At 37.3% G+C, this 20,545-nt stretch carries 20 protein-coding genes; 10 read left to right on the top strand and 10 right to left on the bottom strand.

The genetic code is table 11. From position 1 onward, the window contains the following. Positions 1-11: 11 nt before the first annotated feature. Genes OD757_RS04800 through OD757_RS04790 form a run of 3 tightly spaced genes read right to left on the bottom strand, consistent with a single transcriptional unit; the run spans position 12 to position 3,623 of the window. Entirely contained in the window at positions 12-815 is an 804-nt protein-coding gene (locus OD757_RS04800) for an enoyl-CoA hydratase/isomerase family protein (RefSeq protein ID WP_263031029.1), read from the bottom strand. Between the two features lie 9 nt (positions 816-824). Next, positions 825-2,426 (bottom strand): carboxyl transferase domain-containing protein, encoded by a 1,602-nt coding sequence (locus tag OD757_RS04795; RefSeq protein WP_263031028.1) that lies wholly within the window; start codon positions 2,424-2,426, stop codon positions 825-827. Between the two features lie 24 nt (positions 2,427-2,450). Continuing rightward, the gene (locus OD757_RS04790; protein ID WP_263031027.1) at positions 2,451-3,623 is read right to left on the bottom strand and encodes an isovaleryl-CoA dehydrogenase; all 1,173 of its coding nucleotides are present in this window, start codon (positions 3,621-3,623) and stop codon (positions 2,451-2,453) included. Between the two features lie 144 nt (positions 3,624-3,767). Here OD757_RS04790 and OD757_RS04785 point away from each other — a divergent pair, with 144 nt between their 5' ends. The 4 genes from OD757_RS04785 to OD757_RS04770 all read left to right on the top strand — a co-directional run bounded on the left by OD757_RS04785 (position 3,768) and on the right by OD757_RS04770 (position 8,451). Beyond that, positions 3,768-4,385 (top strand): TetR/AcrR family transcriptional regulator, encoded by a 618-nt coding sequence (locus tag OD757_RS04785; protein WP_032034619.1) that lies wholly within the window; start codon positions 3,768-3,770, stop codon positions 4,383-4,385. A 108-nt stretch (positions 4,386-4,493) separates the two neighbouring features. Beyond that, complete coding sequence (locus OD757_RS04780; protein WP_263031026.1) at positions 4,494-6,188, top strand: AMP-binding protein; 1,695 nt, start codon at positions 4,494-4,496, stop codon at positions 6,186-6,188. Between the two features lie 72 nt (positions 6,189-6,260). Continuing rightward, positions 6,261-6,932: a class I SAM-dependent methyltransferase gene (locus OD757_RS04775; RefSeq protein WP_263031025.1), complete on the top strand. Its 672-nt coding sequence runs from the start codon at positions 6,261-6,263 to the stop codon at positions 6,930-6,932. A 235-nt stretch (positions 6,933-7,167) separates the two neighbouring features. Beyond that, the gene (locus OD757_RS04770) at positions 7,168-8,451 is read left to right on the top strand and encodes a DcaP family trimeric outer membrane transporter (protein ID WP_263031524.1); all 1,284 of its coding nucleotides are present in this window, start codon (positions 7,168-7,170) and stop codon (positions 8,449-8,451) included. A gap of 46 nt (positions 8,452-8,497) precedes the next feature. Here OD757_RS04770 and OD757_RS04765 read toward each other — a convergent pair whose 3' ends face one another. Beyond that, a complete protein-coding gene (locus OD757_RS04765) occupies positions 8,498-9,736 on the bottom strand; it encodes an SGNH/GDSL hydrolase family protein (RefSeq protein ID WP_263031024.1) in 1,239 nt (412 codons plus the stop codon). Between the two features lie 111 nt (positions 9,737-9,847). On the opposite strand from OD757_RS04765, the gene OD757_RS04760 reads away from it, so the two are divergent. Next, entirely contained in the window at positions 9,848-10,753 is a 906-nt protein-coding gene (locus tag OD757_RS04760; RefSeq protein ID WP_263031023.1) for a LysR family transcriptional regulator, read from the top strand. Here the strand turns inward: OD757_RS04760 and OD757_RS04755 are convergent. Beyond that, on the bottom strand, positions 10,746-11,048 hold the full coding sequence (locus tag OD757_RS04755; RefSeq protein WP_263031022.1) for a hypothetical protein: 303 nt from the start codon (positions 11,046-11,048) through the stop codon (positions 10,746-10,748). The two genes, OD757_RS04760 and OD757_RS04755, sit on opposite strands and share 8 nt — an antisense overlap. Positions 11,049-11,953: 905 nt before the next feature. On the opposite strand from OD757_RS04755, the gene OD757_RS04750 reads away from it, so the two are divergent. Beyond that, positions 11,954-12,100, top strand: a complete 147-nt coding sequence (locus tag OD757_RS04750; RefSeq protein WP_009391121.1) for a hypothetical protein — start codon at positions 11,954-11,956, stop codon at positions 12,098-12,100. A 265-nt stretch (positions 12,101-12,365) separates the two neighbouring features. Continuing rightward, complete coding sequence (locus OD757_RS04745) at positions 12,366-12,794, top strand: hypothetical protein (RefSeq protein ID WP_034678372.1); 429 nt, start codon at positions 12,366-12,368, stop codon at positions 12,792-12,794. A gap of 89 nt (positions 12,795-12,883) precedes the next feature. Here the strand turns inward: OD757_RS04745 and OD757_RS04740 are convergent, their stop codons facing one another. The 3 genes from OD757_RS04740 to OD757_RS04730 all read right to left on the bottom strand — a co-directional run bounded on the left by OD757_RS04740 (position 12,884) and on the right by OD757_RS04730 (position 14,311). Further along, complete coding sequence (locus tag OD757_RS04740; protein WP_009391023.1) at positions 12,884-13,201, bottom strand: hypothetical protein; 318 nt, start codon at positions 13,199-13,201, stop codon at positions 12,884-12,886. A 115-nt stretch (positions 13,202-13,316) separates the two neighbouring features. Continuing rightward, complete coding sequence (locus tag OD757_RS04735; protein WP_009391048.1) at positions 13,317-13,553, bottom strand: hypothetical protein; 237 nt, start codon at positions 13,551-13,553, stop codon at positions 13,317-13,319. Between the two features lie 281 nt (positions 13,554-13,834). Beyond that, entirely contained in the window at positions 13,835-14,311 is a 477-nt protein-coding gene (locus tag OD757_RS04730) for a CinA family protein (protein WP_009391128.1), read from the bottom strand. Positions 14,312-14,626: 315 nt separating this feature from the next. On the opposite strand from OD757_RS04730, the gene OD757_RS04725 reads away from it, so the two are divergent. Both OD757_RS04725 and katE read left to right on the top strand, forming a co-directional pair. After that, on the top strand, positions 14,627-16,039 hold the full coding sequence (locus tag OD757_RS04725) for an iron-containing redox enzyme family protein (RefSeq protein ID WP_263031021.1): 1,413 nt from the start codon (positions 14,627-14,629) through the stop codon (positions 16,037-16,039). Positions 16,040-16,088: 49 nt separating this feature from the next. After that, complete coding sequence (gene katE, locus OD757_RS04720) at positions 16,089-18,233, top strand: catalase HPII (protein WP_263031020.1); 2,145 nt, start codon at positions 16,089-16,091, stop codon at positions 18,231-18,233. A gap of 52 nt (positions 18,234-18,285) precedes the next feature. Here the strand turns inward: katE and OD757_RS04715 are convergent, their stop codons facing one another. Next, positions 18,286-19,164, bottom strand: coding sequence for an SDR family oxidoreductase (locus tag OD757_RS04715; protein ID WP_263031019.1), 879 nt, complete (start codon positions 19,162-19,164; stop codon positions 18,286-18,288). A gap of 140 nt (positions 19,165-19,304) precedes the next feature. Beyond that, positions 19,305-19,706 (bottom strand): DUF6367 family protein, encoded by a 402-nt coding sequence (locus tag OD757_RS04710; protein WP_263031018.1) that lies wholly within the window; start codon positions 19,704-19,706, stop codon positions 19,305-19,307. 470 nt (positions 19,707-20,176) lie between these two features. Here OD757_RS04710 and OD757_RS04705 point away from each other — a divergent pair. Then, positions 20,177-20,545, top strand: a 369-nt coding sequence (locus OD757_RS04705; RefSeq protein WP_263031017.1) for a KGG domain-containing protein, incomplete at its 3' end; no start/stop codon positions are given.

Genomic DNA, 20,545 nt, shown 5'->3' with positions numbered 1-20,545 from the left:
GATGATCGTCCTTAATTGTTGTTATTCGAGTTAGAAACCCAAGCAGGCTGTTGTTTATTTAAAAAGGCACTCAGACCTTCTTTTGCTTCACTGCCTTGACGAACTTGAGCAATATGATGTGCTGTCTGTCGCAGCAAATCATTGCTCATGGTCTGGTTGCTCACCATTTGAATGAGTTGTTTTGAGGCCGCTTGAGCTTGTGGGCCACCGAGTAATAGAGCATCAATAATTTCTTGAACTTTTTTATCTAAGTCTTCGGCATCTGCTACTTCGTGCGCCAAACCAATGTGTTTGGCATCACGTGCTGAAATTCGCTCGGCAGTTAAGAAGTAACGAGAGGCTTGTCTTGCACCAATCGCACGAATCACGTAGGGACTAATGGTAGATGGAGCAAGCCCTAAACGAACCTCAGATGTTGCAAACTTAGCATCAGTACTGGCAATGCAAATATCACATGCCGATGCCAAACCCATGCCACCACCAAAGGCAATACCATGCACTCGGGCAATAGTCGGTTGTTTTAGCGTTGCAAGTGCATCAAGCATTTGTGCAAGTTTTAATGCATCTGCTTCATTTTCTGCTGAGGATGCTTGACCTGCCTGTTTCATCCAGTTGAGGTCTGCACCGGCCGAAAAGCTTTTGCCGCGACCAGCTAAAACCACAACACGAATATCATCACGCGTATTAATTTGTTTAAAGCAGGCATGTAATTCTTCAATGACTGTCGTATTAAAGGCATTGTGCAATTCAGGGCGGTTCAGCCAAACATAGGCAACCTGACCTTGTTGTTCGAGTTGTAAAAATTGATAGCTCATATACACCTCTTACATGCGGAACACGCCAAATTTGGTTGGCTGGATTGGGGCAGTCATAGCGGCAGCAAGACTTAATCCAAGTACTTGGCGAGTTTGCGCTGGGTCGATTACACCGTCATCCCAAAGGCGGGCAGAAGCATAGTACGGATGACCTTGGCGCTCGTATTGTTCACGAATTGGTTGTTTAAATTCGTCTTCTTGTTGAGCTGACCACTTGGCACCTTTTTGCTCAATCTGATCACGTTTTAAGGTAGAGAGTACGCTTGCTGCTTGTTCGCCGCCCATCACTGAAATACGAGAGTTTGGCCAAGTCCATAAAAAGCGTGGTGAATAAGCACGTCCGCACATACCGTAGTTTCCTGCACCAAACGAACCACCAATAATCAAGGTGAGTTTTGGTACATTTGCGGTTGCAACTGCCATAACCAATTTAGCGCCGTTTTTTGCAATCCCTTCATTTTCATACTGGCGACCAACCATAAAGCCCGTAATGTTTTGTAGGAATAACAATGGAATATTGCGCTGAGTGCACAGCTCAATAAAGTGCGCACCTTTTTGTGCAGACTCGGAAAATAAAATTCCGTTATTGGCAATAATGCCGACTGGCATACCATAGAGTGAGGCGAAACCAGTAATCAGTGTTGAACCAAAGCGTGCTTTGAACTCATCAAAACGAGAGCCGTCTACAATACGGGCAATCACTTCACGTACATCGAAAGGTTTACGCGCATCACTTGGCACAACACCATAGAGTTCCGATGCATCAAATAGCGGTTCATCAACTTGTTTATTTAAGTCGTTTGGCTTTTTATTTAAGTTCGCAACAATGTTCCGTGCAATCGCAATCGCATGTTCATCATTTTCAGCTAAATGGTCAGCCACACCCGAAAGACGTGTGTGAACATCACCACCGCCTAAATCTTCACTGCTGACGACTTCGCCAGTTGCAGCTTTTACCAGAGGAGGGCCACCTAAGAAAATCGTACCTTGATTACGTACAATGATGGTCTCATCAGACATGGCAGGAACATAAGCACCACCTGCGGTACAGCTACCCATCACTACAGCAATTTGGGCAATACCTAAGCTCGACATGCGTGCCTGATTATAGAAAATACGCCCGAAGTGGTCACGGTCTGGGAAGACCTCATCTTGCATTGGTAAATAAGCACCGCCTGAATCTACCAAATAAATACAAGGCAAGTGATTTTGTTCGGCAATTTCTTGTGCGCGTAAATGCTTTTTAACCGTAAGGGGATAATACGTTCCGCCTTTAACCGTTGCATCGTTGGCAACGATCATGCAAGTGATGCCGTTCACTTGACCAATACCAGCAATCACACCCGCAGCAGGAACATCATCTTCATAAACGTTGTACGCTGCCAATTGACCAATTTCTAAAAATGCCGTACCGACATCAATCAGTTGATCAATACGTTCACGGGGTAAAAGTTTACCTCGAGCCAGATGTTTTTGACGGGCATTTTCTCCACCGCCTAAAGCAATACGCTGGGCAACTTGTTTTAGATCTGTGACCAATGTTTGCATGGCTTGCTGGTTTGTTTTGAAGTCTTCACTTCGAACATTAATCTTGCTTTGTAATTGGTTCATAAGATGCGTCCTTATTTATAATTATTATTTGGTTTCATTGAAAAGTTCGCGGCCAATCAGCATGCGGCGAATTTCTGAAGTTCCTGCGCCAATTTCATAAAGTTTTGCATCACGCCATAAACGGCCAGCAGGGAATTCATTGATATAACCGTTGCCGCCTAAAGTTTGGATTGCTTCACCTGCCATCCATGTCGCTTTTTCAGCAGCATATAAAATGGCACTTGCAGCATCTTTACGTAGACTGCGGTCATGATCAGCTTTGTCACAGGCAGCACCAACAGCGTAGACAAGGGCTTTACATGCCAACCAAGTTGAATACATATCGGCAAGTTTGCCTTGCATAAGCTGGAATTCACCTAAAGCCTGACCAAACTGTTCACGTTGATGCAAGTATGGAATCACCACATCTAAACAGGCATCCATAATGCCTAAAGGTCCAGCACTCAAAACTGCACGTTCATAGTCCAAACCACTCATGAGCACTTTTGTGCCGTTACCGACACCACCGAGTACGTTTTCAGCAGGCACTTCTACATTGTCAAAAAACAGTGGGTAAGTGTTAGAGCCACGCATACCGAGTTTGTCTAAATGATTACCATGGCTAAAGCCTTTCATGTCTTTTTCAACTAAGAAAGCAGTCATGCCTTTCGCACCAGCTTGCGGATCAGTTTTGGCATATACCACCAATACGTCTGCATCACCGCCGTTAGTGATCCACATTTTTGAACCGTTTAAAACGAAGTGATCGCCTTTTTGCTCAGCACGTAATTTCATGCTCACCACATCAGAACCCGCATTCGGTTCGGACATCGCAAGGGCACCTACATATTCACCAGAAATCAGTTTTGGTAAATATTTCTGCTTTTGCTGTTCGTTACCGTTACGGTTAATTTGGTTTACACATAAATTAGAATGAGCGCCGTATGACAGGCCAATAGATGCCGAAGCACGGGAAATTTCTTGCATCGCAATAATATGAGCCAGATAACCCATATTGGCACCGCCATATTCTTCAGAAACCGTCATGCCCAAAAGGCCCATATCTCCGAACTTTTTCCAGAGATGTGCAGGGAATTTATTGTCTTGATCAACTTCTTGAGCAATTGGTGCAATTTCCTTTGCACAAAATGCTGCCACTGAATCTTGAAGCGCAATTAAAGTTTCATCTAGACCGAAATTCAAGCTGCGTAGGTTCATGATATTTTCATCCTATTGGTTATATTTGTTGTCCATAAAATATTTTGTGGGTATTTGATATGTACCATACAATGATTTTTCAAAAAAGTGAATACGGATTCATAAAATGATTTACAATTCATTTTATTTGTTAGAGAATAAATTATGAGCTATAAACGATCATCTTTAATGCAAGAGCGGATGGAGCAAAATCGTAAGTCGATTTTGAGTTCAGCCAGAAAGTTAATTTCAGAGGGAGGGTTTAAAGACGCACAAATACAAACAATTGCAGAGCAAGCGGGCGTATCAAGTGGTCTGGTTTATCGCTACTTTGATAATAAAAGCCAAGTACTGATTGAAGTTTTGTCCGAGGCCATTAATACAGAACTATTGGTGATTGACTCAATTACCGAAAGTGACTTATCGGCAAAGCAGAAATTACATAAGGCTGTGGCAACCTTTGTAAAACGGGCACTGAATAGTCCTCAGCTTGCATATTCACTCATGTTTGAACCTGTCGATTCAACAGTTGAACATGAGCGTTTTCGTGTGAAGCAATTGATTAAACAAAGTATTAAAAAAATACTTGCGGATGGAAATGCAAGTGGTGAGTTTGTCTTGGATGATTTAAACACAGCAGCACTTTGTGTTGTCGGCGCCATGACCTATGTGGTGGTTGAACCCCTAGACCCAGCTCAAAATACAAAGTTTGATCATGCGCACAAAGACTATTTTTCAAAACAGATTGCTGACTTTTGTGTAGATGCTGTGCAGAAGAAATAGGGCATATAAAGGATAGACATTACAAAGTAGGCGGTTTGGAAAAGTAGTTGCAGTAACAACAATTAGATCAGGTAAGAAGAGAATAAAAGAATCAAGGAGAATGATTCAATGCAACAAGAACGGTTAAGCTACGCCTCGGGACCAAGCACACAGCCCTTATTGGGTATGACTATTGGTGAACAATTTGATCAGGCCTGTCAGCAATATGCTGAAAAGGAAGCAATCGTTAGTTTCCATCAAAACAGACGATTAACCTATAAAGCTTTACAAGATGAAGTAAACGCTTTTGCTTGTAGCCTTTTAAAATTGGGATTAAAAAAAGGAGATCGATTAGCCATCTGGTCGCCTAACTGTGTCGAATGGACAGTTACCCAATTTGCAGCTTTTAAAGCAGGGATTATTTTAGTCAATCTAAATACAGCTTATAAAAGCCATGAACTTGAATATGTGTTGAATAAAGTCTCATGCAAAGGATTGATTATTGCTTCTCAATTCAAAACGACTGATTACCAAGAATTACTCACAAAAATTGCCCCTGAGTTAACCACCTGTACTGACAAAGTGCTTAGTTCAGCACGACTACCACATTTAAAATTTGTCATTAAAATTGATGATCAGCAACATACGGGTATTCATCGCTTTAGTGATTTAGTCACTACGCCAACATCAAAACAGTTAGAACAATTAAAACTATTAAGCAAGCAACTTCAGTTTGATGAAACCATTAATATCCAGTTTACTTCTGGTACAACAGGTAACCCTAAAGGGACCATGTTGACCCACCATAATATTTTAAATAATGGCTATTTTGTGGGTGAAGGCATTCGTTTAACTCCTCAAGATAAAGTCTGTATTTCTGTGCCGTTGTTTCATTGTTTTGGCATGGTCATGGGGAATCTAGCATGTGTGACACATGGTTCAACCATGGTCTATCCATCAGCCGTATTTAATCCTTTAGAAACTTTAAAAGCGATTCATCAAGAACGTTGTACGGCAGCTTATGGCGTGCCTACTATGTTTATTGCCACCTTAGAACATGAGCAATTTAATGAGTTTGATCTATCAAGCTTAAGAACAGGAATCATGGCAGGTAGTCCTTGCCCACGTGAAATTATGCAACGGGTGATAGACCGAATGCACATGTCTGAAATCACGATTTGTTATGGCATGACTGAAACCTCACCAGTCAGTGTACAAAGTTCGGTAAATGATTCGATTGATAAACGAGTAAGCACAGTTGGGCATGTTCATCCGCATGTTGAAATTAAAATTGTCGATTTAGAAGGCCAGATTGTTCCGCAAGGGACTTTAGGTGAGCTATGCGTGCGCGGTTATTCCGTGATGGCTGGCTATTGGGGTGAAGAAGAAAAGACCCGTGAAGTGATTGATGCTGCTGGCTGGATGCATACCGGTGATATTGCCGAAATGGATCAAGAAGGTTTTATTAAAATTAAAGGCCGTATTAAAGATGTGGTGATTCGCGGCGGGGAAAATCTCTTTCCAAAAGAAATTGAAGACTTCTTATACACTCATCCCGATGTAAGCGATGTCCAAGTCATTGGCTTACCGGATGCCAGATATGGCGAAGAACTCTGTGCTTGTATTATTTTGCATGAACATCATCAAATTGATGAAGACAGCATTCGCCAATTCTGCAAAGCGCATATTTCTCATAATAAAGTGCCGCGTTATGTCCGATTCTTTAATGAGTTTCCAATGACTGCTTCAGGCAAAGCACAAAAGTTTAAATTGCAGGAAATTATGCGAGCTGAACTTAATTTAACTGGGAATGTCTTTGACTAAAGAAGTCGTAAGCCCGTTCAAAGTGCAGCAAACTATAAATTTAAAGGCAGTTTAAATAGAGGATAAAGCAAAATGGCAAAAGACTTTAATAGCCTTAAAGTAGTCGAAGGATATGATGAACATATTCGTAAATTAATTCCGGGTTATGAAGTCATCCATCTACAGGTGGATGCCATTTTGCAATCGGTGTTACCGCGAAATGCTCATATCTTAATTGTGGGTTGTGGTACGGGGTATGAACTCGAATATTTACTAAAAAGACATCCTGACTGGAAATTTACAGCCGTTGATCCATCTTTAACTATGCTGCAAAAAGCACAGCAACAGGTTGAACTTTTAGGCAAATCGTCTCAAGTGACTTTTGTACATGGTGATACTTCAGCACTGCCTTTGGAACTATGTTTCGATGCTGCACTTTCTATTCTTGTGGCGCATTTCATTGCAGATGATGTGAAACCAGTTTTTTTCAAAGATATTTATGATCGCTTAAAAGAACAGGCGGTTTTGCTGACCTATGACTTAATGATTTGTATAAACCCACAGCAGCTTCAAGCTTTACGTTACCTGTGTTTGGCACAAGGTTTAACGGAAGAGCAATGTCAAAAAATGCTGGAGCGTATGGCACAAGATTTTTTTAGCCTAACCACTGAAGGGTATATCAAACTTTTAGAAAAAACTGGTTTTGAAAGTGTACAGCCTTATACACAAATTTTGACTTATCAGGGATTTATTGCAAAAAAATAATAGTATTGGGGGAGATAAATAAGGATTTAAAACCGAATATTCTCAACGAGGAAGAGAATATAAAAAATTAAAAAGTCGTTTTTCTGCTTTAGGGAGGATGGGGCTAAAAATATGAAGGAAAGTCTTTCTTGAGAAAGGAAGTCAAATTTTCAAGGACCTATATAAATAGGTAAATAACAAAAAGGATGTCGAGATCTTTAAGTCTATTTAAAGATCAAAAAAGGAAAGTTTTATGATAAATACTTTAAATACAACGGTTCAAAAAAGCTTATTGGCAGTTTGTGTATCTTTACTTATGTCTTCTACTTTTGCGGGTCAAGTAAACCCTGAAATAGAGCAACTTCGCCAAGAGGTAAAAGAGCTAAAGGCAATGCTACAGGCAGATATACAAGCTCAAAAATCTTTATCGCAAGAAAGAGTAGAGCAAACAACGCCAGTAGTCGCTCAAACTCCACACCCTGTACAACAAGTACTAACTAAATCCGGTACAGAATTTAACTTATATGGATATATACGAGCAGATGCTTCTTATCAAATTAAGGGGGCATCTACGATGTATAACAATATTAGTGGTGTTCCTCTTGAAAATACGCCAGAAGAATCTGCTCAAAAGGACCAGTTGCACAGTACGGTCTATGTAACGCGGTTTGGTTTAAATTTTAAGACACCCACAGCCGCTGGCGATGTAGGCGGAAAACTGGAAATGGACTTCTTTGGGGCAGCTACTCGTGATCAGTTTCGTATACGCCATGCTTATTTAACTTTTGATAAATGGTTGATTGGTCAAACTTGGTCAACATTTATTGCACCTGAATATTACCCAGAAACTGTTGATGCAGGTACATTTGTAGGTAGTGCTTTACTTAGATCGCCAATGGTTCGCTATAGCGATAACTTAACTGCCAATACAAGCTTTGCGGTATCCCTGGAAGACCCGAAATATACTGCGGCAACAGACCCAGATAACAAAATGCGTTTACCGGCTTTGGTAGGGCGCTTAAATCATAAATTTACCAATGGTTCGATGTTGTCGGGCCGTAGTTTTGTTGCTGAAAAAAGAACTAATGATGATAGTGAATGGGCGTGGGGTGTAGGTTTCGGCGGTAAATACCAAATGACACCCGATACTTTACTCAAGGCTGATTATTACCATGTCAAAGGGGATGGGCGCTTCTTGCTATGGAGTAATAGTGGCTATGCAATAGATGATCAAAATAATATGCATAGCAATGAATTCGACACGGTGTCTTTGGGTATCACTCATCAATTTACGCCAAAAATTCGCTCGACTTTAGCTTATGGTTACATGAAAGCCAAAGATGATAACCGTTTTGCTGAGTTACAGCGTAATAGCACCACCCAAAATAAAGAGCTTTGGCAGGGCTGGGTAAATACGATGTATAACCCATACAAACCCATTACCTTTGGTGTGGAATATGTTTATGGCGAACGAGAAACTTTCGATGGCCGCAACGGCATTGATAACCGTTTCAACATGATAGCGAGTTATGATTTTTAAAATAGCTATTCCCATCAGGTATAAGGCTCACCTGATGGGGCTACAATTAATTTTTAATCATTTGATCTAAATGAACCAGATTTGCCATGTGCTGATTGCCACGATCATTTGGATGTAAATGGTCTCCAGAATCATAAATTGGATTCAATCGATCAAGATGTTTTGGATCTTTTAAGCCTTCATCAAGGTCAAGTACGCCATCAAAGGTATGGCTGGTTCTCATCCATTGATTAATGCGCTGACGTAATTCATCTTTATTGGGTTGGTAATAGTTGTCTAAAGGTGTATTGGGTAAGGCACCTGAAAATGGCAATAACGTTGCTCCAATCACTTGAATACCTTGTTTGTGAGCTTCTTTTACAACACGTTGATAACCCTCAGTTAAGGCTTCAAAAGAAGGTATTTGTTGTTTAGGTGCAAAAGCTGTACCGGGCCATGAAATATCATTAATACCAACCAGCACAATTAAAGTTTTAACACCTGAATATTGAAACACCTCACTTTTTAAACGTTTTAAAGCACTGTCGCCCATGCCATCGTTAAGTAATCGATTTCCCGAAATTCCACTATTAATGACAGCCACCTGATGAGGGGATAGTCGTTTAGCTAAAAAATCAGTCCATCGAGCATTTGCATCTAACGTTGCCGTAGCCCCATCAGTAATGGAGTCTCCAATGACTGCAACAACATGGGCTTTATGTTTTTGTTTTACTTCTATTGCAGACAGTAATAATCTCGCTGTTGTTGTCTGGGCTGTCGTAGGAACATTTAAATTTGCTGTCTGATTGCCAGCAATAATCCAACTGGTTTGTTTGGCATCCCAATGGAATGTTTTAAAGGTCGTTGGTTTTTGAATAAAGCTATTTACCATTAATTGGCTATGATTTGGAACAGAAAGATGAATTGGGTCACTAATCAATTGTTTGCCTGGTAAAATTTGTGCTTTTAGTTTTCCAGAAAAATAAACTGGATAAGTACTCTTTAATTTAAGACTTTGTCCTTTGACTAGCCCCACAGTAGTTTTATCAATATAAAGCGGTTGTTCACCATATTGATTTGTGAAAACCAGTCTAACTGCTTCACCTCCCAAACTAATTTGACTAACCTGTTTAATCGTTTGGTTAGATATCTGCTCGGGAATATGGGTTGGGAAAACAAAATCTTTATTCCAGACTTTTTGTGGGCTGGCAGACCAACTAGTAATCCATTGACTCTTTTGTACTTCTGCTTGAACGCCTGTAGAAAATAAAATGAATGACAACAGGGTAGATTGATAAAGTTTCATCTCATGAACTCTTTAAAACGAATTAGAGTCATCTTGAAACAAATTGGTGGCTTGTTATAGCGGTCTAAGCGGAATAAGATTTGTGAATTGGATTCATAAATAGATTTCGTTATGTCCTATTTTGATATTAATCGATCTGGCGAGTTGGCAATTTTTATTCGAGTAGTTGAGTTAGGAAGCTTTTCTGCTGTAGCCAGAGCATGCGACATGACGCCGTCTGCTGTTAGTAAATTAATTGCTCGGCTCGAAAAAAGACTTGGTGTCAGGTTATTTAACCGTTCAACACGCCAATTTCAGCTCACCAGTGAAGGATGCCAGTTTTATGAACAAGGCCTTCAAATACTCAGTGAGCTAGATGAACTCGAACAATCTGTTACTGCAAATCACACACCTAAAGGACGAATAAGAATACATACCAGTCTTACATATTGGACGCATTTTTTATTGCCGTGTATTTCTTTATTTAATCAGCGCTATCCACAAATTGAATTAGAGGCTCATTTGAGTGATGAAGTCATTAATTTAGTTGAGCAAAGAATTGATGTGGCAATTCGGACTGGGCCATTAAAAAACTCAAATTTGGTTGCTCGTTCACTAGGAAGTACGACAAAGCATTATGTGTGTTCATCTGAATATATTGTCCGGTATGGCTGTCCAAAGCATCCGCATGAACTACACCAGCATCAACTTTTAGACGTAAGTTATCAGCGCCAGAATAAAACATGGCTGTTTAAAAAAGAGGGGCAAGAAATCGCACTCGTACCTCCTCAAGTTTTAAGAGTAAATCATGGAGAAGCAATTTTACAGTTAGCACTTGCAGGTGTGGGTATTGCACAGCTCAATGAATTTCAAGTTCGAAAAGCGCTAGAACAAAAGCAGTTAATTAAAGTTCTCGAAGACTGGAATATTAATACTTCTGAAGAATTTCATGCTGTTTGGATCGGTCATGATAAATATGTTCCTAAACGTGTAAGAGTGTTTTTAGATTTCTTGGTGGAGCATGCAATTGTCAGTTAATGTGGTCTTTTCTTGCACTTAACTGACATTGGTGAATTGTTTCATTCATTGTTTCCACAAAGTTCATATTCGCATCAATATTTTGTAAGCTTACTTTTTCTAGATCTTCTACAAATTGTGGCGAATAACGTTCTTCTAAAGCGTTATAAATACAATTACATTGTGAGAGTGCATGGCCTGACCAAACACAATGAGTATTGAATTCGTTTTTACTAATAGGTCTGCAACCTAATAAACTGATAGAACTTATTAATAGGATGCACACTAAAACAATACGATATGAAAAAATCATCATTATTGCTCTTCGTTGGTTGTTGTTATCGTTAAGTTATGCTTATAGATATTCTCATCTTTAACTGACGTTAAAGCGTGAGATTTTTTCTGTGTAAAGATAAAAGTGCGGATAGGTGAAAAGGTGCGAGGAATTCTTTAAAAGTGTCTTAAGCTGGACGATAAAATAATGAAGAGTAATAAAAACAAAATGGTATAAAATAATAGTCATTAGAGACTCCTTGATAAAAGAAGTTGCGCCCAATCACTGCTATTAATTATGGTGGTGAAACGAAAGAGGGTTAGCAGACTGATACCTAAGAAACCAGCACACCCGAAGGTGTCCCACTCCCGTTCCTCCGTCAAAGGCACGAGGGGCTCCACACCAAAAAACGTGTTTTTAGTGCACTTAGGTAGACGATCTGCTAAAACCGACTGACAAAATAGGTCAGCCGAAGCATCATAAGCTGCGCATGAAAGCGGGTCAATTGCAAAAATAAAATATTGGTTTATATAAACAAATATTAATATTTTTAAATTTTCTTTAATAAAATAACGTATTATTTGGAATTTAAACGACTGATTAATTATTAAACCTAATCTTAATAATTAATTTTTAATGTTTATATATCAAATATTTATTAATTGTTTATTTATATATTGTTTGCAATCATTGACTTAATTAGACACAAACTCAGAAAGGATGAGAAATTTTAATTTTATGAATATGGTAATCTTAAATAATTCGCTAATGCCAAAATTTAATTAAAATATCAATTGCAAGAATGGTATTTTTTAATCATTTATTTAATTTAGATTTTTACAAAAGCTTGCACAACCTACAAAAGTTAAGAGAACCACAGCAGTAGGGCAACATAAGATAATGTTATTCATAACCCTACATCTTAAAAAATTATAAGGGTGATCTCAATGTTAAGAATTTTTTGTGCAGTGAGTATGGTAGTTTCAATCGCACTGGGTATGAGTGCTTGCCAAGATCGACATTCAACAGATGATGATGGAACACATGGCTCTAATGATCCCACTGTTCCTCAACAAATGAATAAAAACTCATAATTATTTCATCTAAGAAAACTCACTTTTAGGTGAGTTTTCTTATCTTTATTTCCTATAAAATATGTAACATAATAAAAAAGATAATTATATGAAAATATAAAATTAATCAATAAATTAGTGAGTTATTGGCTTTCTATGAATTTGTTGTTACTGAATTGTTTCGAGAGAAGATTATAGTTTCAAAAAATTAATAAAATAAACACAATAAATTACTTATATTCATCCAAAATTCTTTTAGTGATCACAATTTTATAAAGGTAAGGATATGCCCCAGTACTTAAGAATAGCTGAGAAAATATATCAAAATGTTAAAGAAAAGAAAGGCTTTACAGACGAGCCTATGGAAGATCTTAACAATTTGATGATTGAACTCAGACATGAGCTTAAGGGGACAAAGCTTAAGCTTTTATACAATTATATTGATTTTGCTGAATTACTTATTAAACCTCTACAGGAATCTAAAATTAAATTGGATTTAAGTATTATTCCGAAGAGTAAGAATACTCAAGAATTTGTATTATGGCTGGCAGGTTTTATTGAGAGGATTACAACGGGCGGGCAAGAAAAATTACCGCCAATTCGAGCCAAGGTGGCTTTACCTACCTATGCTTATGAAGAAACTTATCCTTCTTCAGTAACTCCTGTAAATAACGGAGAAGAGATTATTGAATATTTTAAGAAAAAAGAAAGTTAAATAGGAACGAATAAAAAGAGCTTATTTCCGAGGGCCAATAGGAAATAAGCTCATAGTTTTTGACGAATAGAAAATCTTATAAAAAGAAATTATCTTCCATTCCAAGCGTCTTTAATAGCTTGTTTAGCATGTTCCCATTTTAAGCGAGACTCAGCTTTAAGCTCTTCCCACTTTTGTTCTAGGCCGCCTTCAACATCTTCAAATTGAGTACCTTGCTCTGCTTCGGTACGGGCACGATGACCTAGCTCATAGGCTGCTGAAAAATCTCGATCATAATCTAGATCTGGAGTAGTAAGCTGAGCTTCTTGATAATAAGGACGAGTAAGGTAACTTTCGCGCCAATAAGTGTCAGAATAATTATGGTCGCCGGCTGGCAGTCGTGCGTGATCGCTATTTTGATCTGTCATCAGTTTTTCCTCATCTATTATTTAATTTTATGCTTATGTTAAATTTAGGAAGGTGAATTCACCTTCCTAAATAAAATGAATGACCGCATCAAATGACATTCAAGTCAGCAAAGGGTTAACGTTGCTGATTGTTGTTATTTGAGTTTTGTTGGCCTGAATCTTTTTGATTAGAGCCTTGTTGTTGACGGCGGCTGTCATTTTGCTGTTGTTGCTGATTGTTTTGTTGCTGTTGATCATTTTGCTGTTGGTTGCCGTTTGGCTGTTGCTGATTATTACGGTTGTCATTTTGCTGTTGCTGTTGTTGTTGCTGCTCATTATTACGTTGATTGCTTTGATTATTAGTAGTGCTCATCTTTAATTACCTCATATCATTCATGATGTGTGTTTTATCTGAGAGCTTCAGATAGGTTTATTTAAGCATGAAAATCTATAATGTGAAGCCCAAGGGTGTTACCCCATATTTAACTGTAACTTTTAAAATTAAATAAAACGTTGATTTTTATAAAATGCATTCTTTAATAAATAAACATAATTAATATGAAAGTTAATTAAATTACATTTAAGTACATTGGTGTTAAAGAAACACTATGATCATTTCTAAATGTGTATTTGTTATTTTATATTTAGGAATATCTATTTCTTATTATCTAATATTATATATTCGATATCTTGAGAAATATAGTAAATAAGTTGTCTTATTTTAAGGCAGGGTGGACCTTTAAATACGCGTCTAAAATTATAGAACTGATTTTTATAGTAAATAGAATAAAAGAAAGTGCCTACAGGTTTTTCTTTAGTCTCAGAACCTCCTTTTTTTAAGAGGCCTGTGCAAGCAATATACAGATCGGCATGTAAGAGGTCTTTGCCTTTTTTGATCATCTCTATCGTGACTTGCATAGATTCAGCTGTATATTTTTCAATAAGTTCCGAAGAGATGTGAAGTGTGTTTTCTTTGACGCGTAAGTCATAACTGACTAGGCTTCCAATAAGAATATCTCCTGAATAAGGGCTTAAAGAAAAACGATAGGCAAGGTAGCCGGCTGAAGCACTTTCAAAAAGTGCAATTTTAATTTTTTCTTGAGCTAATAATTTGCAACATGAATTAAACATTTGTTTTCTCCTTCCTTGTTTTTTAATTTAGTTATAAAATTATTTTTAATTTCTTTTTGTTAATTTTTTGATAGTTATACTTTTTAAAGTAATCCAAGTGTAATTTAAGTTTAAAATTTATATATTTTTTATAGAAACAAGGGGTTAATTTATTCTAAAGTTGAGAATGTAATGTTGTGTTAATTTTTATGTTATTGAATTTAAAGGTATTTAATTAAAATTGTTGTTTCTTAATAACGTAATATAACAAAGGGATAATGGGATTATAGTTTAATTAAAGTATGGTAATTTATATCTCACTAAAGGAGAATAGAAATGCCTGTTGTAGTGAAAGAAAGATTATTAGACCTAATACAAGATAATCAACAAAACTATTACGAATTATTTGTTTTTTTCCTTGATCCTGATATTTCTAGTTTTGAAAAAGAAAAGAAAGCAAGAGATTTTTTGATTAAAGAAATAGATAAATTAGATCAAAATGAAATAGATTTTCCTTCAAATGTAAATATGATTAAAGCATGGTGCGAGAACGATAATAAAGAAAATTGTGAGCTATTTCAGTCTTATTTAAACCGCAGACAAAGCGGAGGTGAGAGAGAGTATTTTAAGAATGTCGGCCAGGCATTTGAATTTTTAATCAAAGTTTCTCCAACCAAAAAAGTAGATGGGGCGTGGTTATATAGTTCAGTTCATTATTGGAATGATCCGATTTTTCATGACCTCATTATCACTTATTTGGAAGAGCTTGGTTTAGGTGAACCTAAGGCCAACCACGTATGTATCTATGATGACTTGCTACGTAGTTTGGGACTTGATAGTTTTGATCTGCTTTTAGAAGATGATTATTATCATAATGCTGTGATTCAGCTTGCACTCGGCTATGCTCCACCTGAGTTTATTCCCGAGATCATTGGCTTTAATTTAGGCTATGAGCAACTGCCACTTCATCTACTCATCAGTAATTATGAGCTTGCAGAGCTTGGTATTGATTCTAAATATTTTAATTTGCATATCACTATCGATAACATTGATAACGGTCATGCAGATAAAGCAATTAAAGTTATAGAAAATATTTACGATAAATATAGAGACAAAGAACTCTTCTTTAATAAATTGAAGCGCGGTTTTGCTCTTAATAATCGCGGTGTATCCTCTTCTAAAATTATTAAAAATTTAAATCTTGAAGATTTAGTTCTTAAAATTTTAAAAAGAAAAGCACTGGTGGGCCAGTTAATTCATAACGAAACTAGACAGTTTGGATGTAAAACGATTAACCAATGGTTATCAAATCCAGAAGACGTTAAAGGGCTGATTACACACCTCATTGATCATAAATGGATTAAATTTAATACAGACCCTGAACAGAGCGTGTTCTGGCGAATGATTAATGAAGAAAATGGAAAAATGTTTGGGGTATTTAACCCTATAGAACGACAAATTATTTATGACTGGATTGCTGGTAGTAACCATGCTTCTAACTTTTTGGCTTACAGCAGAGAACTAAAAAATAGTCAGCGTATTCAAGACTATCTCTTTAGCTATATTTCTGATGGCGAACTCGATGCACTTCAGGAACGTATACGCCAGACCCCTGATCTTGCCATAAAGATATGTAAGCTGACTCCGTTTTTGGGGCCAGATTGTCATCATAAAAGCATTGGGCTTTGGAGTACACGTAAATATGTTGAACTCCTTTTTCCATATTTAAGTTCTTTTAATAAAAACTAATTATTGAAGTTTTTTAACTCACCCCACGTTTAACTTTAAAACATAGGTAATGAACATGACTGATAATGTTAAATCAACAAATAAAACAAGTGAAATGGCTGGTGCTGATGCTGCAAATAAAGCCAATACCACTCAAAAGACTGAACAGTTAGACACGGTCAGAGATGATGCAACCAATGAAGCATTAACCACAAACCAAGGGGTTAAAATAGCGGACAACGAAAATAGCTTAAGAGCAGGTATTCGTGGTTCAACGCTACTAGAAGATTTCATTTTAAGAGAAAAGATTACACATTTTGACCACGAACGTATTCCTGAGCGTATTGTACATGCTCGCGGTGTAGGGGCTCATGGTTACTTTCAGGCTTATGAAGGAAATGAGCGTTTAACAAAAGCAGGCTTTTTAACTGACCCAAGCATTCAAACGCCAATTTTTGTACGTTTCTCGACAGTGCAAGGGCCACGTGGATCTGCCGATACCGTTCGTGATATCCGTGGTTTTGCGATTAAATTTTATACCCAAGAAGGTAACTTCGATTTAGTCGGTAATAATGCACCAGTGTTTTTTGTGCAAGATGGTATTAAGTTTCCGGACTTTGTACATGCAGTAAAACCTGAACCAGATACAGAAATGCCAACTGGAGCAACTGCACACGATACGTTTTGGGATTTTGTGTCATTAGTACCTGAGTCAGCACATGCGGTAATTTGGGCCATGTCAGATCGGGCTATCCCACGTAACCTACGCTCAATCCAAGGTTTTGGCGTGCATACCTTCCGTTTAATTAATGCTCAAGGAAAATCTCATTTTGTGAAGTTTCACTGGACGCCTAAACAAGGTTTAAGTGCGTTAGTATGGGATGAGGCTCAAAAACTTGCCGGTAAAGATCCAGATTTCCATCGTCGCGATCTTTATGAAGCGATTGAGAATGGGGTTTATCCTGAATGGGAATTGGGCGTTCAAATTGTCGAAGAAGACGACGAAATGAACTTTGACTTTGATTTGCTGGACCCAACCAAAATTATTCCTGAAGAGCTGGTTCCAGTGACACCAATTGGCCGTTTTGTTTTGAATAGAAATGTAGATAATTTCTTTGCAGAAACAGAGCAGGTGGCTTTCTGTCCGGGACACATTGTGCCAGGGATTGATTTTACAAATGATCCACTTTTACAAGCACGCCTATTTTCATACACCGATACTCAATTAAGTCGCTTGGGTGGACCGAACTTCCATCAAATTCCGATCAATAAACCTGTATGTCCATTCCACAATAATCAACGTGATGGTATTCACCAGCACACGATTCACAAAGGACAGGCATCATATCAACCAAATTCAATTGATGGCGATTGGCCAGCAGAAACACCACCAGCTGCTTCAAATGGTGGCTTTGAAAGCTATCCTGAAAAGATTAGCGGAGTTAAACTTCGTCAAAGAAGTGAGACTTTTTCTGATCATTTTTCACAACCGCGCCTTTATTACAAGAGCCTTGCGCCTCATGAGCAAAAACATGTGGTCGATGCCTATACGTTTGAATTGAGTAAAGTGCAAAGAAAACACATCCGTGAGCGTCAAGTTCAACAAATTTTGGCAAATATTGATCTCGACTTAGCACGACAAGTAGGCGCTAATTTAGGTATTGAAGTACCTGATTTGACCCTAGATTATAAAAAAACTGCAATTGAAAAATCTGCTAAATTATCTTTCTTAGCTTTCCCTCCTGAAGATATTCAAGGCCGAAAAGTTGCAGTACTCATCCATAATTTAGTGAAATCCGATGCATTAGATGCTATGAAAAACTGGGCAATTAAAGAAGGTGTGACTCTTCATTTATTAGCGCCAAGCTTAGCTCCAGTTAAAGATCATAAAGACAAAACGATTGTGGCTGATGGCATGCAAATGGCTGAACCTTCTATTGCTTATGACGCGGTCATTATTCCTGATGGCGATAACTTAAATGCTGTTTTGCAAGATGGGGTAACTCGTCATTATCTATTAGAAGCTTATAAGCATTTAAAACCAATTGCATTTTTAGGTAATAAATCTGATTTACTTGAACCGTTAGGTTTAGTTGCCGATGAAGGTACTCTGGTTGAAGATGACTTCCAGCATATTGCTGAGAAATTTAAAAACTTGATTATGGCTCATCGTGTTTGGTCACGAGAACAAATAGCCGCTCACATTCCGGCTTAACAAAAAAAGCCCTGAAAGTTATAGCTTTCAGGGCTTTTTCATATTTTACGGATTAGCCATTTACGATTTGACCACCGTTTACATGAATAACCTGACCTGTAATATAACTTGCATCATCAGAGGCAAGGAAAAGGTAGGCGGGTGCAACTTCACTAGGTTGTCCCATTCTTCCCATTGGCGTGTCTTTACCAAACTTCTCAACGGTTTCTGCATCGAAACTACTTGGGATTAATGGTGTCCAGATTGGGCCAGGCGCAACACCATTTACTCGAATTCCTTTTTTCTGTTTCATCAGATTGTTCGATAAGCTACGTGTAAAAGTCGTAATTGCACCTTTCGTACTGGCATAGTCCATTAATTCATCATGACCTTGGTAGCTGGTAATACTGGTTGTATTAATAATACTATCGCCTTCTTCCATATAAGGAATCGCTTCTTTAGTAAGATAAAACATTGCAAAAATATTAGTTTTAAATGTTTTTTCTAACTGCTCATTAGTAATATCCACAATATCTTTTTGCTGATATTGAACACCTGCATTGTTAATCAGAATATTAATTTTGCCGAAATGTTGCAAAACTTCATCAATTTCTTGTTTTGCAATATCAGGGTCGGAAATATCACCTTTGAGTAAAAGACAGCGCTGACCTTCTTTTTCAATAAGTTCTTTCGTGATTTGGGCATCTTGGTCTTCCTCAAGATAAAGTATGGCAATGTTAGCACCCTCACGGGCAAACAATACCGCTACAGAACGCCCTATACCACTATCACCACCACTAATTACTGCAACTTTTCCTTTTAGTTTCTCGCTTCCTTTATGGGAGCTTTTGATTACCTCTGGCTCAGGATGCATTTTTTCCTGATCGCCAGGCTGATGAGGTTGAACTTGAGCGGGGGCAGATGTTGGATACTGATTTGTTGAATTTTCCATGTTTCAAATACCTCTCTTTAATATCTAATCTTCCTATAGTGATCTATTGCTACGTAAATATGAGTAAAATGAATTTTTTAATAAGTTTTCTTTGTTATTTTATATATAAGGATGTAAAGAAATATTTTATAGGTAAAATATTAAATAATATCCATTAACTTTATTTTGTTTTTATCAATCATACTTTCAATAATAGATCTATTGCCTGTATCTTTTAACCAGTTTTCTATAGGTATATTATTTGATAAGTCTAATATTTTCTTAATTATATTTTTTGCATCTTCTATATATTCTAAATTTTTATTATTTTTAACAACACTATTGTCAGAAATTGACTTTATCTCTTCTTGCTCTATATTCTTTGATTTAACAATGTATAAATCTCTTTGGAATGGATGACTAGCGTGGGGTGGGTCTAGTCTATAGCTCCATTCTTGATCATAATTCTGCCATGAATTCTTAGACTTAATATGGCCTAATAAAATTTCAGGTATAGAAATATGTATATATTGTAGAGTTGACTGTTGATTTTTTAATTGCATAGTTAAATTACTCAAATCATCTAAAATTATTTTCAAATATTTAATTTAATCTCGCAAGTAAATTTTTTTTGAAAATGTAATTTCATATGTTATTGTTTTTTAATTAAATTAATTGTTTATTAAATATTTGTTCAATAGCATGCGTGTTTTTGTTTTTTGTCGTTTTGTACATTCTGAAATTTTTTGTTATTGGTAAGGTTTATTTAACTGTGTTTGTAAAATTATATTGTTATGTTCGGTTGAGTAATAATAGGTATGGTGATTATTTAAAAGGTAAAGATTATAATTATTTAAAATTATAAAACATTTTATAAATAATAAAGTTATAAGGATTCTGTGTTTTTATTTTATATACATTTAAAAGGATTGATACATCACTTGGGTAGGAAAATATTATAGATCTTCTATCTTTATTAAATCCGTTAACTAAAAGCGGTAGTGACTATAATTAAATATAGGAAGATATAACTATGGCTAATACTAGATACGAAGATGACGATAACAATAGTAATAGTACAGGTACTTCAAATCGTGGATTTGCAAGTATGGATCCTGAAAGAGTAAGAGAAATAGCGAGTAAAGGTGGGCGAGCAGCCCATGCGAGTGGTAATGCGCATGAATTTACTTCAGAAGAAGCTCGTGAAGCTGGACGAGCAGCGCATGCAAGCGGTAATGCGCATGAATTTACATCTGAAGAAGCCCGTGAAGCGGGTGCTTTAAGCCATAAAAATGGTGGTCGCGGTCGTAGCCGTGATGACGACGATGACGATGATGATCGCGGTAGCCGCTCAGGTGGTCGAGGCCGAGGTCGCAGCCGTGATGACGACGATGACGATGAT

Origin of the sequence: Acinetobacter sp. AYS6 (assembly GCF_025630795.1) — a bacterium.
In the GTDB taxonomy this organism is placed as follows: Bacteria; Pseudomonadota; Gammaproteobacteria; order Pseudomonadales; family Moraxellaceae; genus Acinetobacter.
This window is presented reverse-complemented; position numbering and strand designations above follow the sequence as displayed.

Bases quoted from the DNA above. Each gene is read 5' to 3' on its own strand.
- OD757_RS04745 (WP_034678372.1), top strand. From the start codon at position 12,366: ATGCCCCAGTACTTAAGAATAGCTGAGAAAATATATCAAAATGTTAAA.
- OD757_RS04760 (WP_263031023.1), top strand. From the start codon at position 9,848: ATGTCCTATTTTGATATTAATCGATCTGGCGAGTTGGCAATTTTTATT.
- OD757_RS04780 (WP_263031026.1), top strand. From the start codon at position 4,494: ATGCAACAAGAACGGTTAAGCTACGCCTCGGGACCAAGCACACAGCCC.
- OD757_RS04710 (WP_263031018.1), bottom strand. From the start codon at position 19,706: ATGCAATTAAAAAATCAACAGTCAACTCTACAATATATACATATTTCT.
- OD757_RS04800 (WP_263031029.1), bottom strand. From the start codon at position 815: ATGAGCTATCAATTTTTACAACTCGAACAACAAGGTCAGGTTGCCTAT.
- OD757_RS04755 (WP_263031022.1), bottom strand. From the start codon at position 11,048: ATGATGATTTTTTCATATCGTATTGTTTTAGTGTGCATCCTATTAATA.
- katE (WP_263031020.1), top strand. From the start codon at position 16,089: ATGAACATGACTGATAATGTTAAATCAACAAATAAAACAAGTGAAATG.
- OD757_RS04765 (WP_263031024.1), bottom strand. From the start codon at position 9,736: ATGAAACTTTATCAATCTACCCTGTTGTCATTCATTTTATTTTCTACA.
- OD757_RS04750 (WP_009391121.1), top strand. From the start codon at position 11,954: ATGTTAAGAATTTTTTGTGCAGTGAGTATGGTAGTTTCAATCGCACTG.
- OD757_RS04735 (WP_009391048.1), bottom strand. From the start codon at position 13,553: ATGAGCACTACTAATAATCAAAGCAATCAACGTAATAATGAGCAGCAA.
- OD757_RS04740 (WP_009391023.1), bottom strand. From the start codon at position 13,201: ATGACAGATCAAAATAGCGATCACGCACGACTGCCAGCCGGCGACCAT.
- OD757_RS04715 (WP_263031019.1), bottom strand. From the start codon at position 19,164: ATGGAAAATTCAACAAATCAGTATCCAACATCTGCCCCCGCTCAAGTT.
- OD757_RS04775 (WP_263031025.1), top strand. From the start codon at position 6,261: ATGGCAAAAGACTTTAATAGCCTTAAAGTAGTCGAAGGATATGATGAA.
- OD757_RS04795 (WP_263031028.1), bottom strand. From the start codon at position 2,426: ATGAACCAATTACAAAGCAAGATTAATGTTCGAAGTGAAGACTTCAAA.
- OD757_RS04785 (WP_032034619.1), top strand. From the start codon at position 3,768: ATGAGCTATAAACGATCATCTTTAATGCAAGAGCGGATGGAGCAAAAT.
- OD757_RS04725 (WP_263031021.1), top strand. From the start codon at position 14,627: ATGCCTGTTGTAGTGAAAGAAAGATTATTAGACCTAATACAAGATAAT.
- OD757_RS04730 (WP_009391128.1), bottom strand. From the start codon at position 14,311: ATGTTTAATTCATGTTGCAAATTATTAGCTCAAGAAAAAATTAAAATT.
- OD757_RS04790 (WP_263031027.1), bottom strand. From the start codon at position 3,623: ATGAACCTACGCAGCTTGAATTTCGGTCTAGATGAAACTTTAATTGCG.